At 36.8% G+C, this 22,575-nt stretch carries 23 protein-coding genes, 1 tRNA gene and 2 other annotated features; of the genes, 18 read left to right on the top strand and 6 right to left on the bottom strand.

Annotated elements, in window-relative coordinates; all coding sequences use genetic code 11:
- Positions 1-6: 6 nt before the first annotated feature.
- Complete coding sequence (locus K5Q13_RS03860) at positions 7-561, bottom strand: LURP-one-related/scramblase family protein (RefSeq protein ID WP_220740118.1); 555 nt, start codon at positions 559-561, stop codon at positions 7-9.
- Positions 562-604: 43 nt separating this feature from the next.
- On the opposite strand from K5Q13_RS03860, the gene K5Q13_RS03855 reads away from it, so the two are divergent.
- Both K5Q13_RS03855 and pta read left to right on the top strand, forming a co-directional pair.
- A complete protein-coding gene (locus K5Q13_RS03855) occupies positions 605-1,264 on the top strand; it encodes a uracil-DNA glycosylase (protein WP_220740116.1) in 660 nt (219 codons plus the stop codon).
- A gap of 107 nt (positions 1,265-1,371) precedes the next feature.
- On the top strand, positions 1,372-2,361 hold the full coding sequence (pta, locus tag K5Q13_RS03850; protein ID WP_220740114.1) for a phosphate acetyltransferase: 990 nt from the start codon (positions 1,372-1,374) through the stop codon (positions 2,359-2,361).
- Between the two features lie 41 nt (positions 2,362-2,402).
- Here the strand turns inward: pta and K5Q13_RS03845 are convergent, their stop codons facing one another.
- Positions 2,403-2,627 carry a phosphate acetyltransferase gene (locus K5Q13_RS03845; RefSeq protein WP_220740112.1) on the bottom strand — a complete coding sequence of 75 codons (225 nt, stop codon included), beginning with the start codon at positions 2,625-2,627 and terminating at the stop codon, positions 2,403-2,405.
- Between the two features lie 2 nt (positions 2,628-2,629).
- A complete protein-coding gene (locus K5Q13_RS03840) occupies positions 2,630-4,426 on the bottom strand; it encodes an ABC transporter ATP-binding protein (protein ID WP_220740110.1) in 1,797 nt (598 codons plus the stop codon).
- An 836-nt stretch (positions 4,427-5,262) separates the two neighbouring features.
- Here K5Q13_RS03840 and K5Q13_RS03835 point away from each other — a divergent pair.
- Positions 5,263-5,517, top strand: coding sequence for a hypothetical protein (locus tag K5Q13_RS03835; protein WP_220740108.1), 255 nt, complete (start codon positions 5,263-5,265; stop codon positions 5,515-5,517).
- A 198-nt stretch (positions 5,518-5,715) separates the two neighbouring features.
- On the opposite strand, the gene K5Q13_RS03830 is transcribed toward K5Q13_RS03835, so the two are convergent.
- A tRNA-Leu gene (locus K5Q13_RS03830) sits at positions 5,716-5,799 on the bottom strand.
- Positions 5,800-6,064: 265 nt separating this feature from the next.
- On the opposite strand from K5Q13_RS03830, the gene serC reads away from it, so the two are divergent.
- The 4 genes from serC (at position 6,065) to K5Q13_RS03810 (ending at position 9,658) form a co-directional block, all read left to right on the top strand.
- Complete coding sequence (gene serC / locus K5Q13_RS03825; RefSeq protein WP_220740370.1) at positions 6,065-7,150, top strand: 3-phosphoserine/phosphohydroxythreonine transaminase; 1,086 nt, start codon at positions 6,065-6,067, stop codon at positions 7,148-7,150.
- The gene (locus tag K5Q13_RS03820; protein WP_220740106.1) at positions 7,147-8,325 is read left to right on the top strand and encodes a 3-phosphoglycerate dehydrogenase family protein; all 1,179 of its coding nucleotides are present in this window, start codon (positions 7,147-7,149) and stop codon (positions 8,323-8,325) included. Before serC ends, K5Q13_RS03820 begins: the two co-directional genes overlap by 4 nt.
- 14 nt (positions 8,326-8,339) lie before the next feature.
- Positions 8,340-8,825 (top strand): phosphatidylglycerophosphatase A family protein, encoded by a 486-nt coding sequence (locus K5Q13_RS03815; RefSeq protein WP_220740104.1) that lies wholly within the window; start codon positions 8,340-8,342, stop codon positions 8,823-8,825.
- Between the two features lie 110 nt (positions 8,826-8,935).
- Positions 8,936-9,658: a YebC/PmpR family DNA-binding transcriptional regulator gene (locus tag K5Q13_RS03810; RefSeq protein WP_220740102.1), complete on the top strand. Its 723-nt coding sequence runs from the start codon at positions 8,936-8,938 to the stop codon at positions 9,656-9,658.
- 84 nt (positions 9,659-9,742) lie between these two features.
- On the opposite strand, the gene K5Q13_RS03805 is transcribed toward K5Q13_RS03810, so the two are convergent.
- A complete protein-coding gene (locus K5Q13_RS03805) occupies positions 9,743-10,189 on the bottom strand; it encodes a flavodoxin domain-containing protein (protein WP_220740100.1) in 447 nt (148 codons plus the stop codon).
- A gap of 280 nt (positions 10,190-10,469) precedes the next feature.
- Here K5Q13_RS03805 and larD point away from each other — a divergent pair, with 280 nt between their 5' ends.
- From larD to rplT, 8 genes are all read left to right on the top strand, one after another.
- Entirely contained in the window at positions 10,470-11,189 is a 720-nt protein-coding gene (gene larD / locus K5Q13_RS03800; RefSeq protein WP_220740098.1) for a D/L-lactic acid transporter LarD, read from the top strand.
- A 68-nt stretch (positions 11,190-11,257) separates the two neighbouring features.
- Positions 11,258-11,380, top strand: coding sequence for a hypothetical protein (locus tag K5Q13_RS09645; protein WP_281420499.1), 123 nt, complete (start codon positions 11,258-11,260; stop codon positions 11,378-11,380).
- Positions 11,381-11,417: 37 nt separating this feature from the next.
- Positions 11,418-11,626: a binding site (T-box leader), on the top strand.
- A gap of 92 nt (positions 11,627-11,718) precedes the next feature.
- The gene (gene thrS, locus K5Q13_RS03795) at positions 11,719-13,683 is read left to right on the top strand and encodes a threonine--tRNA ligase (RefSeq protein ID WP_220740096.1); all 1,965 of its coding nucleotides are present in this window, start codon (positions 11,719-11,721) and stop codon (positions 13,681-13,683) included.
- A 97-nt stretch (positions 13,684-13,780) separates the two neighbouring features.
- A complete protein-coding gene (locus K5Q13_RS03790) occupies positions 13,781-15,154 on the top strand; it encodes an amino acid permease (RefSeq protein ID WP_220740093.1) in 1,374 nt (457 codons plus the stop codon).
- A gap of 82 nt (positions 15,155-15,236) precedes the next feature.
- Positions 15,237-15,872: a DUF1361 domain-containing protein gene (locus tag K5Q13_RS03785; RefSeq protein ID WP_220740091.1), complete on the top strand. Its 636-nt coding sequence runs from the start codon at positions 15,237-15,239 to the stop codon at positions 15,870-15,872.
- 33 nt (positions 15,873-15,905) lie between these two features.
- Positions 15,906-16,032, top strand: a sequence feature (ribosomal protein L20 leader region).
- A gap of 10 nt (positions 16,033-16,042) precedes the next feature.
- On the top strand, positions 16,043-16,582 hold the full coding sequence (gene infC / locus K5Q13_RS03780; RefSeq protein ID WP_308443416.1) for a translation initiation factor IF-3: 540 nt from the start codon (positions 16,043-16,045) through the stop codon (positions 16,580-16,582).
- A 62-nt stretch (positions 16,583-16,644) separates the two neighbouring features.
- Entirely contained in the window at positions 16,645-16,842 is a 198-nt protein-coding gene (gene rpmI, locus K5Q13_RS03775) for a 50S ribosomal protein L35 (protein ID WP_004900365.1), read from the top strand.
- A gap of 83 nt (positions 16,843-16,925) precedes the next feature.
- Positions 16,926-17,345: a 50S ribosomal protein L20 gene (gene rplT / locus K5Q13_RS03770; protein ID WP_220740089.1), complete on the top strand. Its 420-nt coding sequence runs from the start codon at positions 16,926-16,928 to the stop codon at positions 17,343-17,345.
- 124 nt (positions 17,346-17,469) lie between these two features.
- On the opposite strand, the gene K5Q13_RS03765 is transcribed toward rplT, so the two are convergent.
- Positions 17,470-18,147, bottom strand: a complete 678-nt coding sequence (locus K5Q13_RS03765) for a hypothetical protein (RefSeq protein ID WP_220740087.1) — start codon at positions 18,145-18,147, stop codon at positions 17,470-17,472.
- Positions 18,148-18,358: 211 nt separating this feature from the next.
- Here K5Q13_RS03765 and K5Q13_RS03760 point away from each other — a divergent pair, with 211 nt between their 5' ends.
- The 3 genes from K5Q13_RS03760 to tuf all read left to right on the top strand — a co-directional run bounded on the left by K5Q13_RS03760 (position 18,359) and on the right by tuf (position 22,546).
- A complete protein-coding gene (locus tag K5Q13_RS03760) occupies positions 18,359-20,161 on the top strand; it encodes a ribonuclease J (protein WP_220740085.1) in 1,803 nt (600 codons plus the stop codon).
- Positions 20,162-20,266: 105 nt separating this feature from the next.
- A complete protein-coding gene (locus K5Q13_RS03755) occupies positions 20,267-21,196 on the top strand; it encodes a type I restriction endonuclease subunit R (protein ID WP_220740083.1) in 930 nt (309 codons plus the stop codon).
- Positions 21,197-21,358: 162 nt separating this feature from the next.
- Positions 21,359-22,546 (top strand): elongation factor Tu, encoded by a 1,188-nt coding sequence (gene tuf / locus K5Q13_RS03750; RefSeq protein ID WP_220740081.1) that lies wholly within the window; start codon positions 21,359-21,361, stop codon positions 22,544-22,546.
- Positions 22,547-22,575 lie beyond the last annotated feature (29 nt).

Raw genomic sequence — 22,575 nt, 5'->3', positions numbered from 1 at the left:
ATTTGGTTATCGATTACAAGTTTGTTTTTGAGAGTAGCTTAATTTGTAACTCTCATTTTGGCCAGGAAGCCATTTGAAATTTAACATCGGGTTTGATTTTGTACCCCAGATATCAAGCAATGCTGCAATGCCTATATGGACCGGTGCCTGTGAGTTGAACGTTATTTTAAGTTGGTTATAAATACCATCTGATCGTATTTCAGGCTTGACACTGAGTAGTTTTTTGGTATTGTGGGTAATAAGGTAACGGCCAACTATAAAGTTACCGGAAATTAACCAATTAAGATGGCGAATATAGACAATATCACCGAGATGACCAAGCGAGAGACTAATTGAGCCCACAGTATGTTCGCGGTATTTTATCAAAAAACGTGGTAATATACCAAAAGAGGTTTGTTCGATACGAACGAGTACATTACCAGACATGTCTTGAACATTTAACTCATCATGTTTTTTGCCTGTTCTACCAGACACTAAATAACTTGCCTGAAAATTTTCATCGAATACGATGTTCACGCCATCATCAATACTGTGTCGTTGTCGCATATAATATTTTGTCATGAATGCCTCATTACTATAATTTTAACACGAAAGCTAACTAATTATGCCATTATCACACACTTCTTGGGCGCCTTATTTAAAAAATAGGCTGACACCAGAACAAATTCAAAACATTGATTATTTTTTAAATACAGTTTATCAAGAAAAGACTATCTTTCCCCCACGGGATAAAGTGTTTGCTGCCTTAGAGGCTACAACTTTACAAAATACTAAGGTTGTTATTATGGGTCAAGATCCTTATCATGAGATTTATCAAGCACAAGGATTAAGTTTTTCGGTACCAGACAACATTGTTGCACCGCCATCGTTACGAAACATCCTTAAAGAATTGTCTACTGATATTGGTCTAAGACAATCGCATGATCTGAAATCTTGGTCCGCACAAGGTGTGTTATTATTAAATGCTGTTTTAACTGTACCAAAAGGTCAAGCAAATGCCCATGCAGGATTAGTTTGGGAACCACTAACTGATGCCATTATCCAAACTGTCTCCAGTGATGGTGATCCAACTGTTTTTATTCTGTGGGGGAAATACGCACAATCAAAACGACGATTCATTGACGAATCCAAACATTTAGTTTTGACAGCCGCCCACCCAAGTCCACTATCTGCATATCGTGGCTTTTTTGGTAGTCAACCTTTTTCAAAAGCTAATGCATTCTTAAAAGAAAACAATCGAACAGAAATTGATTGGCTAAATTGAGTGAAAAAATTCACAAATTATACTAAAACAGCAGACAAATGTCATTTAGTTTGTTACAATAAATTTGTAAATTAAATGGCGTTTTTGGATATGTCGGAGGAAGCATTGTGGTTGAACTATTTGAACAATTAAAACATAAAATTAATGGTAAAAATAAAATTATTGTTTTTCCTGAAGGTGAGGACGCACGTATTCAAGGTGCAGCTGTAAGATTAGCATCTGAGGGGTTAATTAAACCAATTTTATTAGGTGATGAAAAATTGATAGCAGCGACAGCCAGTAGTAAAGGTTTTGACCTATCAGAAGTAAAAATTATTAATCCATTAAAATATAATGCCGCCGATTTGGCTGAATTAAATGCTAAGCTAGTTGAACGCCGTAAAGGTAAAACTGACTCTGAAATAGCTGAGAAGTGGTTGCAAGATGTTAATTATTTTGGCACAATGTTGGTATATACAGGCAAAGCCGATGGGATGGTTTCAGGTGCGACACATCCAACCGGTGATACAGTAAGACCAGCATTACAAATCATTAAAACAGCGCCTGGTTCATCACGTATTTCTGGCGCATTTATCATGCAAAAGGGTGATGAACGTTACGTTTTCTCAGATGCTGCAATTAATATTGATATTGATGCACCAACAATGGCTGAAATTGCTGTTCAGTCAGCTCAAACAGCTAAAGTATTCGATATAGAACCGAAAGTTGCTATGCTGTCTTTTTCAACGAAGGGTTCGGCAAAATCGCCATTGGTTGATAAAGTTATTGAAGCAACAAAGTTGGCTAAGAAACTTGCACCAGAATTAGCAGATCAAATTGATGGGGAACTACAATTTGATGCAGCTTTTGTTGAAACAGTAGCGGCTGCAAAGGCACCTGGTTCTCAAGTTGCTGGTCAGGCTAATACTTTTATTTTCCCAAGTTTAGAAGCAGGTAATATTGGCTATAAGATTGCACAACGTTTGGGTGGTTACGAAGCAATTGGTCCTATCTTGCAAGGTTTGGCTCAGCCGGTGTCTGATTTATCACGTGGCGCTAACGAAGAAGATGTTTATAAGGTCGCAATCATTACAGCGGCACAAGCTATTACGCAATAAAAATAAAAACGTCCAAGAACAACAATTGTTCTTGGACGTTTTTATTTTGTTTGAATTGTGACTGCCACATGGTTATGTTCAGTGGCTATCGTGGCATGTTCGTCAGTGGTTAGCTCAGAAATGAGTTTTTGAGCTATTTGATCGCTTAAATCAAAATGTTGCTCACCAAATGTTAAAATGTAGCGATCAGCCATATCATAAAATTTTAGCGTAGCAACTTTGACATGGTGTATAGTCATGAGATTAAAAAGTTCGTTTTTTGTCATAATTACTCAAATTGTGCATCATAGAGATGTTTATAAATGCCATTGGCATTGAGAAGTTCGCTGTGTGTGCCAGTTTCAGCTACCTGGCCGTCATTCATAACAATAATTTTCTCTGCTTTGTGTACAGTGCTTAGTCGGTGAGCAATCACGACTGCTGTTTTAGCTACCATTAAGTTATCAAGTGCACGTTGAATGGCCTTTTCGGATTCATTGTCTAATGCAGCGGTTGCCTCATCTAAGATGACAATCGGAGCATCTTTAAGAAAGGCACGAGCAATGGAAAGGCGCTGTTTTTGACCACCAGATAATTTCACACCACGTTCTCCAACTGTTGTGTTGAGCTGTTCTGGGAGTTGGTTGATAAAATCAGCAATATCTGCTCGTTGTGCAGCTGCCAAAATGTCAGCATTGGTAGCATGCTCTGTGCCATAAGTAATATTATCGGCAATTGTGCCATCAACAATCGTGACATCTTGGCTGACAACTGAAATATGCCTACGTAAATCTGCAAGTCGCAACGTCTTAATATCTATACCATCAAATGTTATTTTGCCACTTGATATGTCATACATGCGTGTTAGTAATTTGATAATTGTTGATTTTCCTGAACCAGAGCGACCTACAAGGGCTGTTGTTTTACCTGATGGAATAGTGATTGAAATGTTTTTTAGGGCTGGTCTTGTGCCAGTTTCGTAATCAAAGACCACATTTGTTAACATGATTTCATTTTGTAGAGGATCTGGAAAATCACTTGGCTGAGGTACCTCTAAGATTGTTGGTTCGTAACTTAAGATATTTTTGATACGATCATAAGAAACTTGAGCAGTTTGGAAAACGTTCATTAACATAGAAAAAGAACGAATAGGATCTTGTAGCATGGCAACATACGCAAGATAAGCGACAAGGTCTCCAACACTCATTTGACCATGCATAACAAATAGTGATCCTAAGAGTAGAACAATTGCTGTACCAATAGTATTAATCAGTGTGACTAAAGGCTGAAAAATAGCTTGCCATTTTGTAGCTGACAATGAATATCCGTTTGATTCGTCAGCCAGTTTTTCAAATTTTTTGGTTTCAATTGTTTCTGTCGTATAGGATTTAATCAGTTCAATTTCAGTAAGTGTTGCCTGTAGTTGATTGTTAATTTTACTTTGGGCATAACGCACATTAGAAAAAGATTCTCGAATATGCCCACGAAAAAATCGAATAGTAATGAATAGGACAGGAAATGTTAAGGAAACAAGAGTAGCTAGTTGCCAACTTTGGAAGAATAAAAAGAGAAGCACGCCAACAAAAGTAAAAATATTACCAATAATACCAAATGTGTTGGCGCTAATGAGCATTTGAAGGTTACTAATATCACTTGTTAAGCGAACCATTAAATCACCAGTTTTCGTATCCTGGAAAAAAGCATAATCTTGTTTTAATATAAAATTATAAGTTTTGATACGTAGTTCTGTAATTGCTCGCTGTGAGAGCATTTGCATCATGTAGGTGGAGGCAAAGTTAACCAAACCCAACACAACAGTTGTTAGTAATAACCCAATAATATTGTTATAGAGTGCATTTTGATTACTGGTGGGCAAAGCATGATCTATAATATTTTTGGTGAATTGTGGCACCAAAAAATTGAGGACAGCCATAACTGTCAGGAGTAAAACATTTAAAATTACTAACCCACGGCGCTTCAAAACTGAGCCAAAAACAAACCGAATCATTTCACCAATCGTTGTTTCTGACTTTGCTAATTGTACTTTTATTTCTGAGGGACTCATTCGACCATTTGCGTTATTCATAATGATTTATTATACGCCAAGTATCATAATTATTGGTAAGTATTTATAGTGACAAACTAGTCAAAATCGTATAAAAGCCATATATCAGCAAACCAGTTAAATATAACCAGCCGATGATACGCCACCATTTAATATGCAGTTGGGAATGAAATCGTTGCATATAGCTTCTCCGTTTATTATTTAATTTTAATATAACGTGAATATATGACGTCTGTGTAACAAAATAACGATTTTTAGAAAACGCTATCAATTTTTATAAATTCTTAATTAAAATCAAACAATAGACACGATTTTTTTATAGTGTCATTATTTAGAGTGATAATAAAAAATCGACAAATCGAGTTTCTTGATTTGTCGATTGATATGCTCATTTTTAACAATGCTGGTACCGTTAAAAGACGACTATACATTATTAAGACACACATTAGTTGTCATAGCAGCAGAGGTTAACACGTAATGCTTTTTCTTTGGAAGAAAAATTAGAAAATGAAATACTTAGATTAGCCACTTATGCAATCGAAATGTATCAAAAAACGGTGCTAGAGGATTGGCATGTTTGATTTAGATTCTAACTATGATATACTTAATGAGTCAGCTCAGTGATTTTATAATCATCATATTTCTTTTATCTAGATTGAAATATATTCCAGGGGCTGATGTACATAGAAAATAAAAACGCCTTAATCAGCGTTTTTATTTTGAGCTCATTTCGTTTTATACGTAAAATCTTTAAAACGAAATCAAGTTCCTTAACTGATATTTTTTTATTGGACAAATATTTGTACATGCATAATATTTGTTTTTATCATATAATAATTTATAGAGGAGAAATATTCATGATCGCATTACATATTTTCTTTGGTTTAATGATATTAGTTGGAGTTATCATAACTTCTGTTTCATTTCAAGGTGATACTGAAAAGCTAACCAAACTGCAAAAGTTTTCGTTGATTTTCACCACTTCATCAATTGGATTAACAGTGGTCGCTGTAACAGCGTTGTCTAGCTCAGTTTATATTGCGTTGGTAATGCTAGTTGCATTAGCTTTGTACGAATACTATGCATTCTTACGTAAAGCTAGCCAAAAATAAATTAAACATCCTTAAAGCTCAATTTTAAAAATAAGTTGAGCTTTTTGTTTGGAGAAATTTATGTATATTAATTTGTAGCACGCGATGCTTATTTCATTATATATTATTGTATTCTATATATATGCCTGAAACCCAATGATACCAACGGTTACAAACAAAAAGACCATCCTACCAACAATGTTGATAAAACGGTCAATATGCCGTTGACAGGAATCGAACCTGCACGAGATTACTCTCATACCGACCTGAACGGTACGCGTCTGCCAATTCCGCCACAACGGCTTTACTGGATATATTATACTAAATTTTTGGTTAAAATAAAAGATTGACTTTTGTTGCTAATATAGTAATATATAAAATAATGGCACGAGAAGAGTCTAATGTTAGGTTTTTCTGCTATTTTTTCTGAATACTAACATGTTTGTTAGCATATATAACAAATTCCTATCTAGTTATATTGATTCTGTTCGTGAAACTCTGTGTTTCTTAAGCTGATAAGTACGTGATTTCAACATCAAACGGAGGTTGTGCTTAAGCACAAAAAATGATGAAAACTTATAATTTTTCTGCTGGACCTGGCGTGCTACCACAAGAAGTCATAACGCAAATTAAACAGGAATTTGAAAAAAATGAATTCAATCAAATGAGTATAGTAGAAATTTCTCATCGCTCAAAACAATTTCAAACAATTGTTGCTGATGCGGAGAAGAAATTACGTACACTCATGCAAATTCCAGATGAATATGCAGTTGTATTTTTGCAAGGTGGTGGCTCTACACAATTTGAAATGATACCATTAAATTTTGCGACAGATCATAGACACATTGCATTATTAGATTCAGGCAATTTCGCTGCAAAGGCAGCAGAGGCAGCAAATGCACTTGGCAGAAAAGTGACAGTACTTAGTAGTACAAAGAATCAACATTATCAAAGTTTACCATTGGAGCCACAAGCCTTTGATAGTAATGCTTATGATTACTTGCACATTGTGACAAATAATACAATCGAAGGAACCACTTTTCATCAAAGCAATTTACCAAAGACAAATGGACGCTTAGTTGCTGATATGAGTTCAAATATATTAGCAGAACCTTATGATGTAACTGATTTTGATGCGATCTTTGCTGGTGGTCAAAAAAATCTTGGACCCGCTGGTGTGACTGTGGCTATTATTAAAAAATCTTGGCTTGCAGAACAAAATTTGACTGGTGTCGGTCCAATGATGCGTTATCAAAATCATATTGATAAACAGTCTATGTATAATACGTCACCGGTGTTTGCCATATATGCTTTGAATCTTGTGCTGGATTGGGTAATACAGCAAGGTGGTGTTACTGAAATGTATCGACGCAATTTAGAAAAATCGCAACGCCTATATACTTACCTTGATCAATCAGATTTTTATTCAGCACCGGTTGCGCAATCAGAACGGTCATTAACAAACATTGTTTTCACTACGGGTGATCTTAAAAGAGACGAAGCTATTGCTAAACGCGCGACAGAAGCAGGACTATTTAATTTAAATGGGCATAGGTCTGTTGGCGGATTTAGAGCTTCACTTTATAATGCACAGTCCATAGCAGCGGTAGACGCGCTAATTACATTTTTGAAGAAAGCGGAACAAGAAGCATGACAACTATCAAAACATACAATGCGATTAGTGCTAAAGGTTTAGACTATTTAAAACAACACGGTTACGATATTAATACAAATGAGGCACCTAAAGGCATACTTTTACGTTCTCAAAACTTACACCAAACAGAAATTGCGGATTCTGTACGCGCTGTTGTACGTGCTGGAGCAGGTTTTAATAATATTCCTGTAGAAGCACTTTCAAAACGTGGTGTCGTTGTCTTCAATACACCCGGTGGCAATGCAAACGCCGTAAAGGAATTAACAATTGCTTCTTTGATTTTAGCTGCACGCCCTGTTATCGGCGCCATCGGTTTTGCTAATGAAACCAGAGGTGGCGATGTTTCATTGCGTACTGAGGTTAGCAAGGGTGGTTATCGTGGCACGGAATTAGCTGGGAAAACTTTAGGTGTCATTGGTTTAGGAAATGTCGGTTCAAAGGTGGCAAATACTGCATTAGCTTTGGATATGGATGTTATTGGTTATGACCCAGGATTGAATGCTAGCACAGCTTGGCGCATTGATCGACATATTGTACATGCCAAAAGTGTAGAAGAAGTCCTAGAACAAGCAGATTACGTGACTGTGCATATTCCGTTTAATGAAAAAAACAAATTTTTTATTGATGCTGATAGTATTGCGCTTATGAAGTCAAATGCAGCTTTGTTGAATTTATCGCGCGGCGGCATTGTTAATGATTTAGCGGCCAAGACAGCCTTGGATAATGGCGATTTACGCGTATATATCACCGATTTTGCTGATGAAGCACTTTTTGATCATCCAAAGGTTATTATTACACCACACATTGGTGGCTCAACAATTGAAGCTGAAGATACAAGTGCATTAATGGCTGCGCGCGAGCTGGATGAATATCTTACCACGGGAAACATTGTTAATTCGGTCAATTATCCAGATATTGACGAACCATTTACCACGAAATATCGTGTTGGCATTATCCATGAAAATGTACCCAACATGATTAGTCAAATTTCAAAATTTTTTGGAGACAATGGTATTAACATTGAGCAACTAAGTAATCGTGCTGTTGGTGATTATGCATACACATTAGTAGCAATTAATGATTTTACTGATGCACAGCAAGAGTATGTCAAAACGGCATTAGATGAGATACCACATGTCATCTTGACTCGTCGATATGCAAACAAAAATTACTAAGAGGATATAACAACATGAAAGATTTACAAGAAGCTGCGATTTCTAAATTATCTCAACGTGGGGTAAACATTGGTGATATTACTGACGGGACACGAACCTTTTTAGTAGGAAAATATCACGATGAAATTGACGATGTTATATTATCACAGGCAGTTTCACGTGTTTTACACAAAGATGAGGTAGCCGATATTATTTTGACGGCTTTATATTTAGATGAGCAAGCTGAAACGATGCCTGACAATCAACCACTCAAGGCACGTTTACAACGTGATGCGAATGGACATAATGTTGATGAAATTTTGGCTATTGCAATCACACAACAGTTCTCTGCGGCAGCAACAGTACATTATGGTTTGCTAGATGATCTTAAGCCAGGATTGATCGGTGAAATTAACGATAAAACTGAAAGTATAAATGTTTACTTAGATGATATATTAGCAGCTTTAATAGCTAGCTCAGCCATGCTTTACTTGGAATTATTAGGTGGAAATAGTTATTAATCGTGTATTTGTAGCATAAAATTGGACTATAATGGTTCCAAAAACTGGTAAGGATAACATTTTTTTGTTATGCTAATATGCAGTAGTTATAAATTCAAGGAGATGTTAAAATGTCAGGACATAGTAAATGGCATAACATACAAGGTCGTAAAAACGCCCAAGATGCTAAGCGTGGTAAAATTTTTCAAAAATTGGCTCATGATTTATATGTGGCAGCTAAAGCTGGTGGTGCGGATCCTGAAATGAATGCATCATTGCGTTTAGTTGTTGAAAAAGCTAAGTCAGCTAATATGCCAAAGGATAATATCCAACGTGCATTAGATAAAGCATCTGGTGCCGGTGGACAAAAGTTTGAAGAAATAACGTATGAAGGTTATGGTACAGCTGGTGTTGCAGTACTAGTTGAAACCTCAACAGACAATATTAACCGAACTGTTTCGAGTGTTCGTAATTCGTTTAAACATTACGGTGGCACACTAGGCACTTCAGGTTCTGTTGCCTTTCAATTTGATCGTAAAGGTTACTTGGCAATCGACAGGTCAGCATTTCCAGAATTAGATGAAGATACGGTTTTAGAGGCAGCTTTAGATGCCGAGGCTGAAGATGTTCAAACACAAGATGAGGTTTTTGAAATCTATACGGAACCAAGCAAGTTTCAAAGTGTTGAGGAAATTTTAACTAAAGCTGGATATATTTTTGATGAAGCTGAAATCACAATGATTGCACAAAATACGATGACAATTAATGACGATGATCGTGAAAAGTTAGATAAATTAATAGATGAATTAGAAGAAAACGAAGATGTTTTGGCTGTATATACCACTGCGGATTAAGTCAAAAGCATGTTTCTACCCAAATTAAAAAAACATCATGTATGCGGCCCTTTTTGAAATTGGGCGTTATATACATGATGTTTTTTAATGCTGTGCATTTTTAATTATTTCAGCAACAAAACTATTTAACACAAGCGCATCTGCATCATTTGGGCGTAAGTTGATTTTAATTCCCTGCGCGCCTTTTTTGGCATTAGTTTTTGAAAACTGCGCTTCGAATTTTGGTACGGCTAGTCCAAAATCAGATCGATAGTAGATATCACCTGATCCTGCAACACCATATGTTACGCCTTCTAAATCAGCGTGAGCTAAATCGTCGAAAAAGTCCAGTCCCTCGTCAGGTAGCGAACCATTATCGTAGGTATAAGGAACCACGATAGCAATATCGGTTTGTTCCAATTCGTCAACTTCTGTCTGTGATATTTCTGTTTTTTTAACGGTCACACTGGCAGCTTTGAGTGCAGAGACAATAATATCAGCAACATCTTCATTGTTACCAGTGATTGTAGCATATACAACATGTGCGTTCATAATTAATTTGGTTTGTGCAGTAATTACATTGAATCAAGTATGGTTCAAAAATACACTGACACGTTTCCTCCAGTCATTCTTTATAGTTCTTATTATAAAGAAATTATTGAGAATTGCACATCATGTTTTTCGTGAAAATTTGCACGAAATATGACGGTTTCTTGACAAAATCAAGAAATGTCTTTACACACTGGGGTTATGGCCTTACTATAAGAAATGGAAATTAAAAATTAAAAACCGCGACTTCTTGATAGATTTGCGACCGCTTAGGAGATTACAAATGATACACCAGTTGTTGGCCGAATTCATGGGCACTGCTCTAATGATTATTTTTGGTGTTGGCGTTCACGCCGATGAAGTTTTGAACCGAACTAAGTTCCATGGGTCAGGGCATATTTTTGCCATTACGACATGGGGTTTTGGTATTTCGGTAGTGCTGTTTGTTTTTGGGGATGTTTTCGTTAATCCTGCTATGGCCTTTGCGCAACTGTTACTTGGAAAAATTAATGTCGTTTATTTTCTTAGTGTCAGTGTTGTTGAGGTATTAGGTGCGATTGTTGGGTCATTGATCGTTTACGTGATGTATGCTGATCAGTTTAAATTATCAGAAAAAGATATTGATCCAGTGATTGTACGCAATATTTTTTCAACTGCCCCTGCAATTCGTAATCTACCACGTAACTTCTTTGTTGAGGCATTTGCGACTTTCGTGTTTCTAACAAGTGTGATGGCTATTTCAGCTAGAACTGAGGATGTGCCAGGAATGTTACCATTAGGTGTTGGTTTCTTAGTATGGGCTATTGGTATGGGTATGGGAGGCACAACGGGATTTGCTATGAATTTAGCACGTGATTTAGGTCCTCGTATAGCCTATACAATTTTACCTTGGAAGCATCGTACGACCTCTGATTTTCAATATGGTTTATTAGTGCCAGGTATTGCACCATTTGTTGGTGCAGTAGCCGCTGCGTTATTTGTAAAATATTACTTGGGTCTTTAATTTAGTCTTGTAATTTATGTTGACTTAGCTATAATAAAGGTATTAAATTTAATAAAGAGGATAGAATAATGGCTCTAACACAAAAGCAGTATGATGCCCTCAAATTGGCATTTGATAATGGTATTTTAGATCACGATGAAGTTGCTAAGGATGCACTTAATATTGTATTAGCAGAAATTTCACCAAAATAACTATTGCGTTATAAAAAAAACAGTGTTAAGATTATATCCAATAACGTCGATAAGGACAACTTAAGTGTTCCAATGATAAAGAGAGCTCATGTTTGGTGAAAATGAGTGATTTGTACACGAAAGACTACCTTTGAGTGATGACGAGTAAATAATGAAAATCATCCGGGTGACACCGTTAACTGTCATTTAAGTAACATGTTTTACGCATGTTAAACTTGGGTGGTACCACGGTGAAACGTCCCTTTGAGTCTATTAGACTCAAAGGGACGTTTTTTAATAATTTATGTGGTAAACGCAATTTAGTTATATGATGAAACAACATTTGAAAGGATATTAAAATGTCAGAACTCAATCTTATATTTCCCGATGGGGCAGTAAAAACATTTCCGGCAGGAACAAAACCATTGACGGTTGCTGAGAGTATTTCAAAATCTTTAGCTAAAAAATCTGTCTCTGCTAAGCTAAATGGTGCTTATGTTGGTATGCAAGATATTATCCCAGCATCTGGAGATTTTCAATTAATTACCACAAGTGATGATGAAGCGTTGTCATTATTACGACACTCAGCGTCTCACTTATTAGCGCAAGCGCTAAAGCGTATTCCAAAATTTGCAGATATGCATTTTGGTGTAGGGCCTTTCATTGACAATGGCTTTTATTACGATACAGATAATGGTGTAGGGAACCAAGTTTCAGTAGAAGATTTTACTGAAATTGAGGCCATGATGCACAAAATTGTCAAAGAAGATTTACCAATTTTATCACGTGAAATTACACGTTCTGAAGCCTTGGAAATGTTTGCTACAGATCCCTATAAAGTTGAATTAATTTCTGACCTACCTGAAGATGAAGTTATAACGATTGCTGTTCAAGGAGATCATGTTGAACTAGATAAGGGTGGTTTGGTACCCTCAACTGGTTGGATTAAACATTTTAAGTTGACATCTGTTGCTGGTGCGTATTGGCGTGGAAAGTCATCAAATCCAATGATGCAACGCATTTACGGTATTGCAGAGTGGAAACAAGCAGATGTGGATGCTGAAATTAAGCGTCGTGAAGAGGCTAAAGAACGCGATCATCGTACTATTGGTCGTGATTTGGATTTGTTCTTTACTAGTCAAGAAGTTGGTTCTGGTTTACCAGTTTGGTTGCCAAATGGTGCAACGATTCGCCGACAGGTTGAACGTTATATCACTGATAAAGAATTGGCTAATGGGTATCAACATGTTTATACACCTGTATTGTCAAATTTGAATCTATACAAAATATCAGGTCATTGGGATCATTATCGTGAAGACATGTTCCCACCAATGGACATGGGAGATGGTGAATTTTTGGCCATGCGTCCTATGAATTGCCCATCGCATATCATGGTGTTTAAGCACAAGCCACGTTCATATCGAGAGCTACCAATGCGTATTGCTGAACTTGGTATGATGCATCGTTATGAGAAATCTGGTGCCTTGACTGGTTTGTCACGTGTGCGTGAAATGACACTAAATGATGGACATACTTTCGTAGAACCAGAAAAGTTAGAAGAAGAGTTTAAAACAATTTTGACTATGATGATGTCAGTGTATCGTGATTTTAATATCACTGATTATCGGTTCCGTTTGTCATATCGCGATCCTAAAAATACTGAAAAATATTTTGATGACAACGATATGTGGGAAAAGTCACAAGCGCAGTTAAAACGCGCAATGGATGACTTGGAATTAGATTACTATGAAGCTGAGGGTGAGGCTGCATTCTATGGTCCAAAGCTTGATGTACAGACTAAAACTGCATTAGGTGGGGAAGAGACAATGTCAACAATTCAATTGGACTTCTTACTTCCTGAGCGCTTTGATTTAACATACATTGGTGCAGATGGTCAAGACAACCATCGCCCGGTAATGTTACACCGCGGTATTGTTGGTACAATGGAACGTTTCACAGCCTACTTAATTGAAATGTACAAGGGAGCATTCCCAACTTGGTTGTCACCTTTACAGGTACAAATCATACCAGTTAATTTGGGTGCACATGGTGAATATGCTAAAAGTATTCAGGAAAAATTGCAAGATGCTGGCTTACGTGCCAATGTTGAGACCAAAGAGGCGAAATTAGGATATCTTATTCGTGAGGCGCAAACCAATAAAATTCCTTATACTTTGGTATTAGGAGACTCTGAAGTTGATGGTAACACGGTTACTGTGCGTCAGTATGGAGAAGAAAAGACAAAAACAATGTCGATAGATGATTTCCAAAAAGCTATCTTGGCAGATGTTGCAAATTATTCTCGTAAAATAGAAACACATTAATTAACGCATAAAGCACCTGACAAGTTGCTCGTCAGGTGCTTTATACATATAGTTAGTAATTTGTGTACGGTTTAAAGTTAAGGGGAAATAAAGTTTTATGAAAGAAACAGCGGAAAACGGTAGTAAACCGCCAAAACGTGGTTTGCAAAATAGGCACGTACAATTAATTGCTATTGGTGGAACCATTGGAACGGGCTTGTTTATGGGTGCCGGTAATTCAATTCATTATGCAGGACCAGTCATTCTACTTGTATATCTGATTATTGGCTTATTCATGTTTGTCATGATGAGAGCAATTGGTGAATTATTGTATGCAGATCCAAAACAACATACCTTTATCACATTTATTACGAGATATATTGATAATCGAGCGGGATTTTTTGCAAGATGGTCATATTGGTTGACTGTCATATTTATGGGAATGGCTGAGCTAACTGCGGTGGCTAAATATATTCAGTATTGGTTGCCTAGCATGCCAGGTTGGCTAATTCAAATTATTATGCTAGTTCTTCTGACCTGCGTTAATTTAGTTGCTGTGGCACTTTATGGTGAGACTGAGTTTTGGTTTTCAATGATCAAAATTGTAGCGATTTTAGCTTTAATTGTTACAGGCATTATGATGGCTGTAACAGGTTTTAAAACGCCTGTTGGTGATGTCTCATTTAGCAATGTTTTTCAACATTTTTCATTCTTCCCAAATGGTATTGGTAATTTTATTAATTCTTTCCAAATGGTGATGTTTGCCTTTGTTGGTATGGAATTTATAGGAATGACAGCAGCGGAAACGGATAATCCACGTGCCGTCTTGCCTAAGGCAATTAATCAAATTCCTTGGCGTATATTATTCTTTTATTTAGGCGCGTTGTTCATTATTATGACAATATATCCTTGGCAAAAGATTCCTGCTGATCAAAGTCCGTTTGTAATGGTCTTTGAATTGGTTGGCATTAAGTGGGCTGCAGCGCTAGTTAACTTTGTTGTTTTAACCAGTGCGGCATCTGCATTAAATTCAGTTTTGTTTAGTGCAAGTCGTAATTTTTATGCATTGGCATTTCAATCGAAGGCACGGTTCTTGCAGCCATTTAGAAAAATGTCAAAAACACAACTGCCTGTTAATGCAGTGTTATTCACAGCTTTAATGGTTGGATTCTCTGCAGTCATTTCTGTGATACCTGCAATTACGAATGCCTTTAGTTTTGTAACCAGTGCTTCAACTGATTTGTTTTTGATGATTTACGTTTTGATTTTAGTTGCTTATATGAAGTATCGTAAATCAAAAGATTATATGCAAGATGGATTTTTAGTTATCGCACCTAGTGTACTAGTACCGATGGCAATTGCATTCTTTAGTTTTGTGTTTATTACACTTTTCTTCAATCCTGATTCACGGGTACCAGCAATTGGTTCAACAATTTGGCTGATTGTTTTTGGTTTTGTAGCCTGGCGTCAACCTAAAAAAGCACTTAAATGAAATAAAAACTATTCAATCTTTTAGACTGAATAGTTTTTATTTTTTATGATACACTATAATCATTGTAAAAAAGGAGTAGCAGATGGAGAATAAAGTTTTAAATATATCAATCATTCATATAATGGTGTTTCTGTTTTTTATATTTGTCTATATGACACCAACACATTTTACGTTTTTGAATTGGAATGTTTTTTTATCGTTACTTCCTTTTGATTTTGCACTTATTGTTGCTGCTTCGCAGTTTAAAACAATTAAAATCATTTTTAGCGTATTATGGTTACTTTTTTTTCCAAACACAATGTACATGATGACTGATTTTATACATCTTTATGCCATTGGTACAGATTTAGACCAAGCGACCCAGTATTTTAATTATGCTGTGCTAGCGACGGGTATATTCATTGGTGTTGGATTAGGAATTTTGAGTTTAGAAATTATAACGGCTGCGATTTTTAAACATCATGTCCATATTGTTTATTTCTTAATTACCGCAATTGTTTCCGTCTTGTCTGCTCTTGGTATCTATCTTGGTCGATATTTGCGCTTAAATTCATGGGATATTTTTACCAATCTTGGTCATGTGATTCGAAATATCATATTATCAATGGGTTATCACATGGTAACTTTTGTTATATTGTTTGCTGGTGCTCAGTTCGCAGTGCTGACTATTTTCCACTATGGCATACGTTTAGTTCAAAAAAATGAGAGTGAAACTTGACAGTTAAACGGCAATAGGGTACAATTATATCTGTTGAACAAGTAGAAGCACCCGCTTCTCGCCATGTGACAAAGTTGCCTGGCAGATACAGTTATCCAAATGGATTGCAAGTGTTGAAGTGGGTGAAGATTAGGTTCTTTATCCACTTTTCTTCTTGGTTCACAAAATAAATTTGGAGGTGCCTGACAATAGCACGTCAACCAAGACAAGTTGATTTAATCAACGATAATATTCGCGCACCTCGCGTACTACTTATCCATGAGGGTAAGCAAACAGAAATGTCTACGCGAGATGCACAACAAATTGCTAACGATTCAAACCAAGATTTGGTGCTGGTACAAGCGAATGCTGAGCCACCAGTTGCTAAAATTATGGATTGGGGAAAAGCTAAGTTCGAAGCACAAAAGAAACAAAAAGAACAACGCAAAAACCAAAAAATCGTTCAAGTTAAAGAAGTCCGTATGTCACCGGTTATTGATTCGGGCGACTTCGAAACACGTAAGAAAGCTGCCATCAAGTTCCTTGGACAAGGAAACAAAGTAAAGCTGAACCTACGTTTTCGTGGTCGTATGATTACACATCAAGACATTGGACGCCAAGTATTGGACCGTATGGCAGCAGAACTTGACGATATTGCCAAGGTTGAGCAACGTGCCAAGATGGACGGTCGCCAAATGTTTTTGGTCTTGGCACCTAAGGATGTCAAGTAATTAAAGGTTTAGCTGCTTGATTACAAGCTTAAACAAAATCACATAGTAGGAGAATTAGTCACATGCCAAAGATGAAGACACACCGCGCATCAGCAAAGCGCTTTAAGAAGACAGCCAATGGTGGTTTGAAGTCAGCTTCAGCTTACACTTCACACCGTTTCCATGGTAAGACAAAGAAGCAACGTCGTCAATTGCGTGGTACACGCATGATGGATTCAACGACGGTTAAAACATACGCTAAGATGTTGTCAAACATCTAATTCGCGTTGCGATAGTTCATCTATCTATATTTTGGATTTTATGTCCAATAATTTATTTTTTAGAATTCTAGGAGGAATTACCCATGCGAGTTAAGGGTGGTACAGTGTCACGTGCACGTCGTAAGAAGATTGTTAAGTTAGCCAAGGGATACCGCGGTCAACGTCGTATTAATTTCAAGGTTGCCAAGCAACAAGTATGGAAGTCATATTTGTATGCATACCGTGATCGTAAGAACACAAAACGTAACTTCCGTAAGTTATGGATTGCGCGTATTAATGCAGCAGCTCGTATGAATGGTTTGTCATACTCAAAGTTGATGCACGGTTTGACACTTGCTGGTGTTGAATTGAACCGTAAAATGTTGGCTGATATTGCTGTAACTGATTTTGATACATTTTCAAAGTTAGCAGATCAAGCAAAAGCTGCATTATCAGCAGATAATGTTTTGGTACAAGAACGTGTAGCTGCAACATTAGAAACAACTGTAAAAGTAGATCGTTAAGACCCACTTTTATTTATAAATATAATTGTAATGCTCCAAAGTTCTGTTTGATATTTTGGAGCTTTTATTATATTCTTATAACATAAAAAATACCGATTGATAATTTCAATCGGTATTTTTTATGTTATTGTAATCCAGTTTGAGATTTATTGCTGGCTACCAGTTGTAAGTTATTACCAGAACCAGTTGGTGTAAATATAATTGAAACCTTTGCACCACTTGTACTCTGCCAAGTAGCATATAATTTATCACTTGCTGTTAGGTAGGTTGGGCTACCATAGGTAGCACGTATTTGATCGTAAGTAGCAGATCCAAGCGCAACGGAATCGTAGGTAGCAGCAGACCAATTACCAAATGAAACTGCTGAACTCGAGCTAGACGATTGTTGTGCCACACTTGAACTAGAAGACTGCTCTTGGGTTGATGATGATGATACGGTGGAACTATCTGTGTCAGGAGTCGAATTATCAGTTATAGGCGTTTGTGTCGCGTCGTTAGTTATAACACTCATTGTTGAGGAAGCACTAGAGCTGTCTGCAGCAGGTACTTCGGTAACAGAGGTTGACTCACTTGCTGTGACTTCAGATGAGCTTGAGTCAGATGTTGAGGATTGTACGTTTGTTGCACGTTTAGTGTGTTTCTTAGTCGCTGATGATGATGTCTCGGAAGAAGTATTCTTACTATTTTCGCGATTATTGTGTCCTAATAAGGAAAAAAAGATAATGGCTATGATAATAAAAATCGAGAGTAGAATAAGTATGTTGCGCAGCTTGTGCGACTTTTTATATGGTTTACGTTGCATAATTACTTGCATGTAGATAAACAGTATCTACATGTTCCTTTCCTACCAATATAATAACAGAAAAGCTTGAAAGTATGTTAAAATAGATATAATTACGTATCGAGACAAAAAATAGGATAACCTCAGCGTTGTAGAAACCAGAAGTGTCCACTTGTTATATTTACGAAAAATAAAGACTTATAATATAAGTTTATTTACAGAGGAAAGAACTATGACAGATTTAAGCATTATTCCCTTTGGCGGTGTACGCGAAAATGGTAAAAACATGTACGCTATCACCGTAGAAGATGAAATTTTTATTTTTGATGCTGGGTTAAAGTATCCAGAAACAGATCAACTTGGTGTTGATGTAGTTGTCCCAGATTTTGAATATTTTATAAAAAATAGTGATAAAATAGCAGGTGTTTTTTTAACACATGGACACGCTGATGCAATTGGCGCATTACCATATTTTTTGCAACAAGTTCAAGCGCCTATATTTGGCTCAGAATTAACAATAGAATTAGCCAAATTAACAATTAAAGAACAAGAAGCATTGAAAGATTATGATGATTACCACATCGTCAATGACAAAACAGAAATTGATTTCGGACATGTAACGGTATCATTTTTCAACACAACACATTCTATACCTGAATCACTAGGAATTGTGCTGGCAACACCATATGGTCAAGTTGTATATACCGGAGACTTTAAGTTTGATCAAACTGCAGATAGCTACTATAGTACCGATATTGCTCGTCTCGTTGAAGTAGGGCAAGGCAAGGTCTTGGCATTATTGGCTGATGCGGCTGGCACAGGAAGTGAATCAGATTCTGTCAATGAATCAAAAATTAGTGAATATATTCTTGAAACTTTCCGAGAAAATAAGCAAAAGCGTATTATCGTCGCTGCTGTTGCCTCTAATATTCAACGAATCCAACAAGTAATAGATGCAACTGTGGCTACAAAACGCCAGTTAGTACTATCAGGTAACGATATTGAAAATGTGGTACGTACCGCATTGCGATTACGAAAGTTAAATTTACCAATTCCTGAAAACAAATTGTTTGTTAATCTGAAACATGCAAAGAACCTACCTGCTTCTGAAACAGTTATTCTAGAAACAGGCCGCATGGGTGAACCGATTAAACATTTGAATCGTATGGCTAATGGCGAAGACCCTTATATCCGTATTGGTGAAAATGACTTAGTGTTTATCACAACAACACCATCAACAGCAATGGAAAGTGTTGTAGCAAAAACACGAGATATGTTGTTTAAAAAAGGTGCAGATGTTAAGCAAATTAGTAGTGATTTGCGTTCCAGTGGTCATGCCTCACGAAATGATTTACAGATTATGTTGAATGTCTTAAAACCTGAATATTTCATGCCCGTTCAGGGAGAATATCGTGTGATGACAACTGCTAAAAATGCAGCACAAGAGGTTAACATTGATCAGGATCATGTATTAATGGCAATGAAAGGCGATCAGTTCAAATGGTTGAAAGATCATTTTGAGCTACAAGATTCCTTTACAGTTGGTGAAACGTTAATTGATGGTTCAGGCATTGGAGATATTGGCAATGTTGTTTTGCGTGATCGTCGTATTCTGTCAGAGGATGGTATTTTTGTCTCAGTTGTGACAATTGATCGTAAAAAAAGGCAAGTCGTTTCAAAGCCAAAACTAACATCGCGTGGATTTGTTTATGTTAAAGCTAATCGCGATTTAATGAAAGAAGCATCTGAGCTAACAGTCAAACAAATTGAAGATTATTTGAATACAACTAAAAGTTTTGACTGGAATGAGCTTAAAAATGGTGTGCGTGAAGTTCTATCGAGATATTTGTTTGAACAAACTCGCCGTCGCCCAATGGTGATGCCTGTTGTGATGGAAGTAAACCAAAACCGCCGACCAACAGTGCACAAACAAGTGCAATCAGGTGCTACAAAATCAACAAATACTAAAAGAAAACAAACCACGACAACAGCTCAAAAAAAGAGTAACAAGCCAGTAGCAAAAGCTGTTGATTAAACTTCTTATTTATTATTTAACTGATTTTAAAATTAAGATTGCCTAGTATAATCTAGAAAGGAATATGCCTTTGACAACAATGTTTGTCGAAGGCATACATATTTTATGGACCAAGAAAACCATATCTCACAAGAATTAAAAGAAAAAATTGATCGCGCACAAACTGAAATGTCTCAAGAAAATTGGCATGATGCAGCAGAAACGCTAACCACAGTATATGATTCGTTATCGACTTTTGAAGTAAATTATCGTTTGGTAACATCGCTGTTTATGGACGAACAATACCAGTTAGCATCATCATATGCAGATGACTTTTTATTGAACTATCTTGAAGAAGAAAGCGACTTTCGTATGATAGTTGCGCTTGCTGTTCAAAATCAAAGTTTTGTTTATGCACAACAATTAGCGATGTTGTGGGACAATTTGGATACGCAAGAAAAAGTACTTCAAGAAATACGTGATGCTGAACAACGAGCAGTGGAAAATATGGCGACAACACTGCAAACAATTTCACGTCAATTTTATCATTTAAGTGATTATAGTATGATTGAGCAACGTGATCGTTATGAATCTGCAAGGCATTTGCCAGTTGATCAATTTATAGTTGGCGCAAAATATTTATTGGTTGATCCATATGCAACGCCTATTATTCGAGCAACCTTACTTGAAGATCTACAAAAATTACAAGTGCCTGGAAAAATCCAATATCGTTGGTTAGATGATGAACTTTATACTGTGGTACTTAGTGAGTTACCATTACTTACCAACTCTAAAATTTTTGAATATATAGCAGATTTACTTGATGAGAAGTTGGGAAATGATGATCCAATTGCGATGGACATATTAGCACAACAGGTTCGTTTTGAATTAACGTTGCTTTATCCACGTGTGGAAGAAATTGTCACAGATCCTGAGAGTTGGGTAGAGGCAAGTGTCAATCGTTACTATGATCGTCAAAACTTATCAGAAACAGAAAAACAAAAAAAATGGCATGATAAAGTTAGAATACTAACTGAAAATTTTTTTGAAAATTAATAAAAAAACTGTTTACATTTTTTTAATAACTCGGTATAATTATTTTTGGCTTCAATAGCCGGAAAAACGCAATTAACTGTTGTCTTTTAACGGCTTGCGTTGTAAAATATACTTATAAACATTTTCCAGATTACTGGTAAATGAATTTTGGAGGAAACTACATTGGCTAAGGAAACATACGTTCGCACTAAGCCCCACGTTAACATTGGTACTATCGGACACGTCGATCACGGAAAGACTACTTTAACAGCTGCAATCTCAAAGGTATTGGCTGAAAAGCAAGGTATCGTTGCTACTGACTTCGCTGAAATCGATAACGCGCCTGAAGAAAAAGAACGTGGTATCACGATCAACACTTCACATATCGAATACGAAACAGAATTACGTCACTATGCGCATATCGACGCCCCTGGTCACGCCGATTACGTTAAGAACATGATTACTGGTGCTGCTCAAATGGACGGTGCTATCTTGGTTGTTGCCGCAACCGATGGTCCAATGCCACAAACACGTGAACATATTTTGTTGGCACGTCAAGTTGGTGTTGATTACTTGGTTGTATTCTTGAACAAGACAGACTTGGTCGACGATGAAGAATTGGTCGAATTGGTTGAAATGGAAGTTCGTGAATTGTTGTCAGAATATGACTTCCCAGGCGATGATATTCCTGTACTTAAGGGATCAGCTTTGAAAGCTCTTGAAGGTGACCCTGAACAAGTTAAGGTTATCGAGGAATTGATGGATACTGTTGATTCATATATTCCAGAACCAAAACGTGAAATTGACAAGCCTTTCTTGATGCCTGTTGAAGATGTATTCACTATTACTGGTCGTGGTACAGTTGCTTCTGGTCGTGTTGACCGTGGTGTGTTAACAACTGGTACTGAAATTGAAATCGTTGGTTTGAAGGACGAAATCCAAAAGACTACAGTTACTGGAATTGAAATGTTCCGTAAGACTTTGGAAGAAGCGCAAGCTGGTGATAACATCGGTGCATTGTTGCGTGGTGTTGATCGTAACGAAATTGAACGTGGTCAAGTTTTGGCAAAGCCAGGTTCAATTAAGACACATAAGAAGTTTAAGGCCGAAGTCTATGTCCTTTCTAAGGAAGAAGGCGGACGTCATACACCATTCTTTACTAACTACCGTCCACAGTTCTACTTCCACACAACTGATGTTACTGGTGTGGTTGAATTACCTGCAGGTGTAGAAATGGTTATGCCTGGTGATCAAGTGACATTCGAAATCGAATTGATCTCACCAGTTGCTATTGAACAAGGTTTGAAGTTTACTGTTCGTGAAGGTGGCCACACTGTTGGTGCCGGTACAGTTACAGAAATCGAAGATTAATAATCACAGTTCTTTGTAAAACACGTGTA

The sequence above is a fragment of the Leuconostoc miyukkimchii genome (assembly GCF_019656055.1).
Taxonomy (GTDB): domain Bacteria; phylum Bacillota; class Bacilli; order Lactobacillales; family Lactobacillaceae; genus Leuconostoc; species Leuconostoc miyukkimchii.
The sequence above is the reverse complement of the archived record's forward strand: the minus strand, read 5'-3'. Positions and strand labels throughout refer to the sequence as shown.

Bases quoted from the DNA above. Each gene is read 5' to 3' on its own strand.
- K5Q13_RS03855 (WP_220740116.1), top strand. From the start codon at position 605: ATGCCATTATCACACACTTCTTGGGCGCCTTATTTAAAAAATAGGCTG.
- rplT (WP_220740089.1), top strand. From the start codon at position 16,926: ATGCGAGTTAAGGGTGGTACAGTGTCACGTGCACGTCGTAAGAAGATT.
- K5Q13_RS03815 (WP_220740104.1), top strand. From the start codon at position 8,340: ATGAAAGATTTACAAGAAGCTGCGATTTCTAAATTATCTCAACGTGGG.
- K5Q13_RS03805 (WP_220740100.1), bottom strand. From the start codon at position 10,189: ATGAACGCACATGTTGTATATGCTACAATCACTGGTAACAATGAAGAT.
- larD (WP_220740098.1), top strand. From the start codon at position 10,470: ATGATACACCAGTTGTTGGCCGAATTCATGGGCACTGCTCTAATGATT.
- K5Q13_RS03810 (WP_220740102.1), top strand. From the start codon at position 8,936: ATGTCAGGACATAGTAAATGGCATAACATACAAGGTCGTAAAAACGCC.
- K5Q13_RS09645 (WP_281420499.1), top strand. From the start codon at position 11,258: ATGGCTCTAACACAAAAGCAGTATGATGCCCTCAAATTGGCATTTGAT.
- K5Q13_RS03765 (WP_220740087.1), bottom strand. From the start codon at position 18,147: ATGCAACGTAAACCATATAAAAAGTCGCACAAGCTGCGCAACATACTT.
- K5Q13_RS03835 (WP_220740108.1), top strand. From the start codon at position 5,263: ATGATCGCATTACATATTTTCTTTGGTTTAATGATATTAGTTGGAGTT.
- rpmI (WP_004900365.1), top strand. From the start codon at position 16,645: ATGCCAAAGATGAAGACACACCGCGCATCAGCAAAGCGCTTTAAGAAG.
- K5Q13_RS03760 (WP_220740085.1), top strand. From the start codon at position 18,359: ATGACAGATTTAAGCATTATTCCCTTTGGCGGTGTACGCGAAAATGGT.
- K5Q13_RS03820 (WP_220740106.1), top strand. From the start codon at position 7,147: ATGACAACTATCAAAACATACAATGCGATTAGTGCTAAAGGTTTAGAC.
- K5Q13_RS03860 (WP_220740118.1), bottom strand. From the start codon at position 561: ATGACAAAATATTATATGCGACAACGACACAGTATTGATGATGGCGTG.
- thrS (WP_220740096.1), top strand. From the start codon at position 11,719: ATGTCAGAACTCAATCTTATATTTCCCGATGGGGCAGTAAAAACATTT.
- serC (WP_220740370.1), top strand. From the start codon at position 6,065: ATGAAAACTTATAATTTTTCTGCTGGACCTGGCGTGCTACCACAAGAA.
- K5Q13_RS03840 (WP_220740110.1), bottom strand. From the start codon at position 4,426: ATGAATAACGCAAATGGTCGAATGAGTCCCTCAGAAATAAAAGTACAA.
- K5Q13_RS03845 (WP_220740112.1), bottom strand. From the start codon at position 2,627: ATGACAAAAAACGAACTTTTTAATCTCATGACTATACACCATGTCAAA.
- K5Q13_RS03785 (WP_220740091.1), top strand. From the start codon at position 15,237: ATGGAGAATAAAGTTTTAAATATATCAATCATTCATATAATGGTGTTT.
- K5Q13_RS03790 (WP_220740093.1), top strand. From the start codon at position 13,781: ATGAAAGAAACAGCGGAAAACGGTAGTAAACCGCCAAAACGTGGTTTG.
- K5Q13_RS03755 (WP_220740083.1), top strand. From the start codon at position 20,267: ATGGACCAAGAAAACCATATCTCACAAGAATTAAAAGAAAAAATTGAT.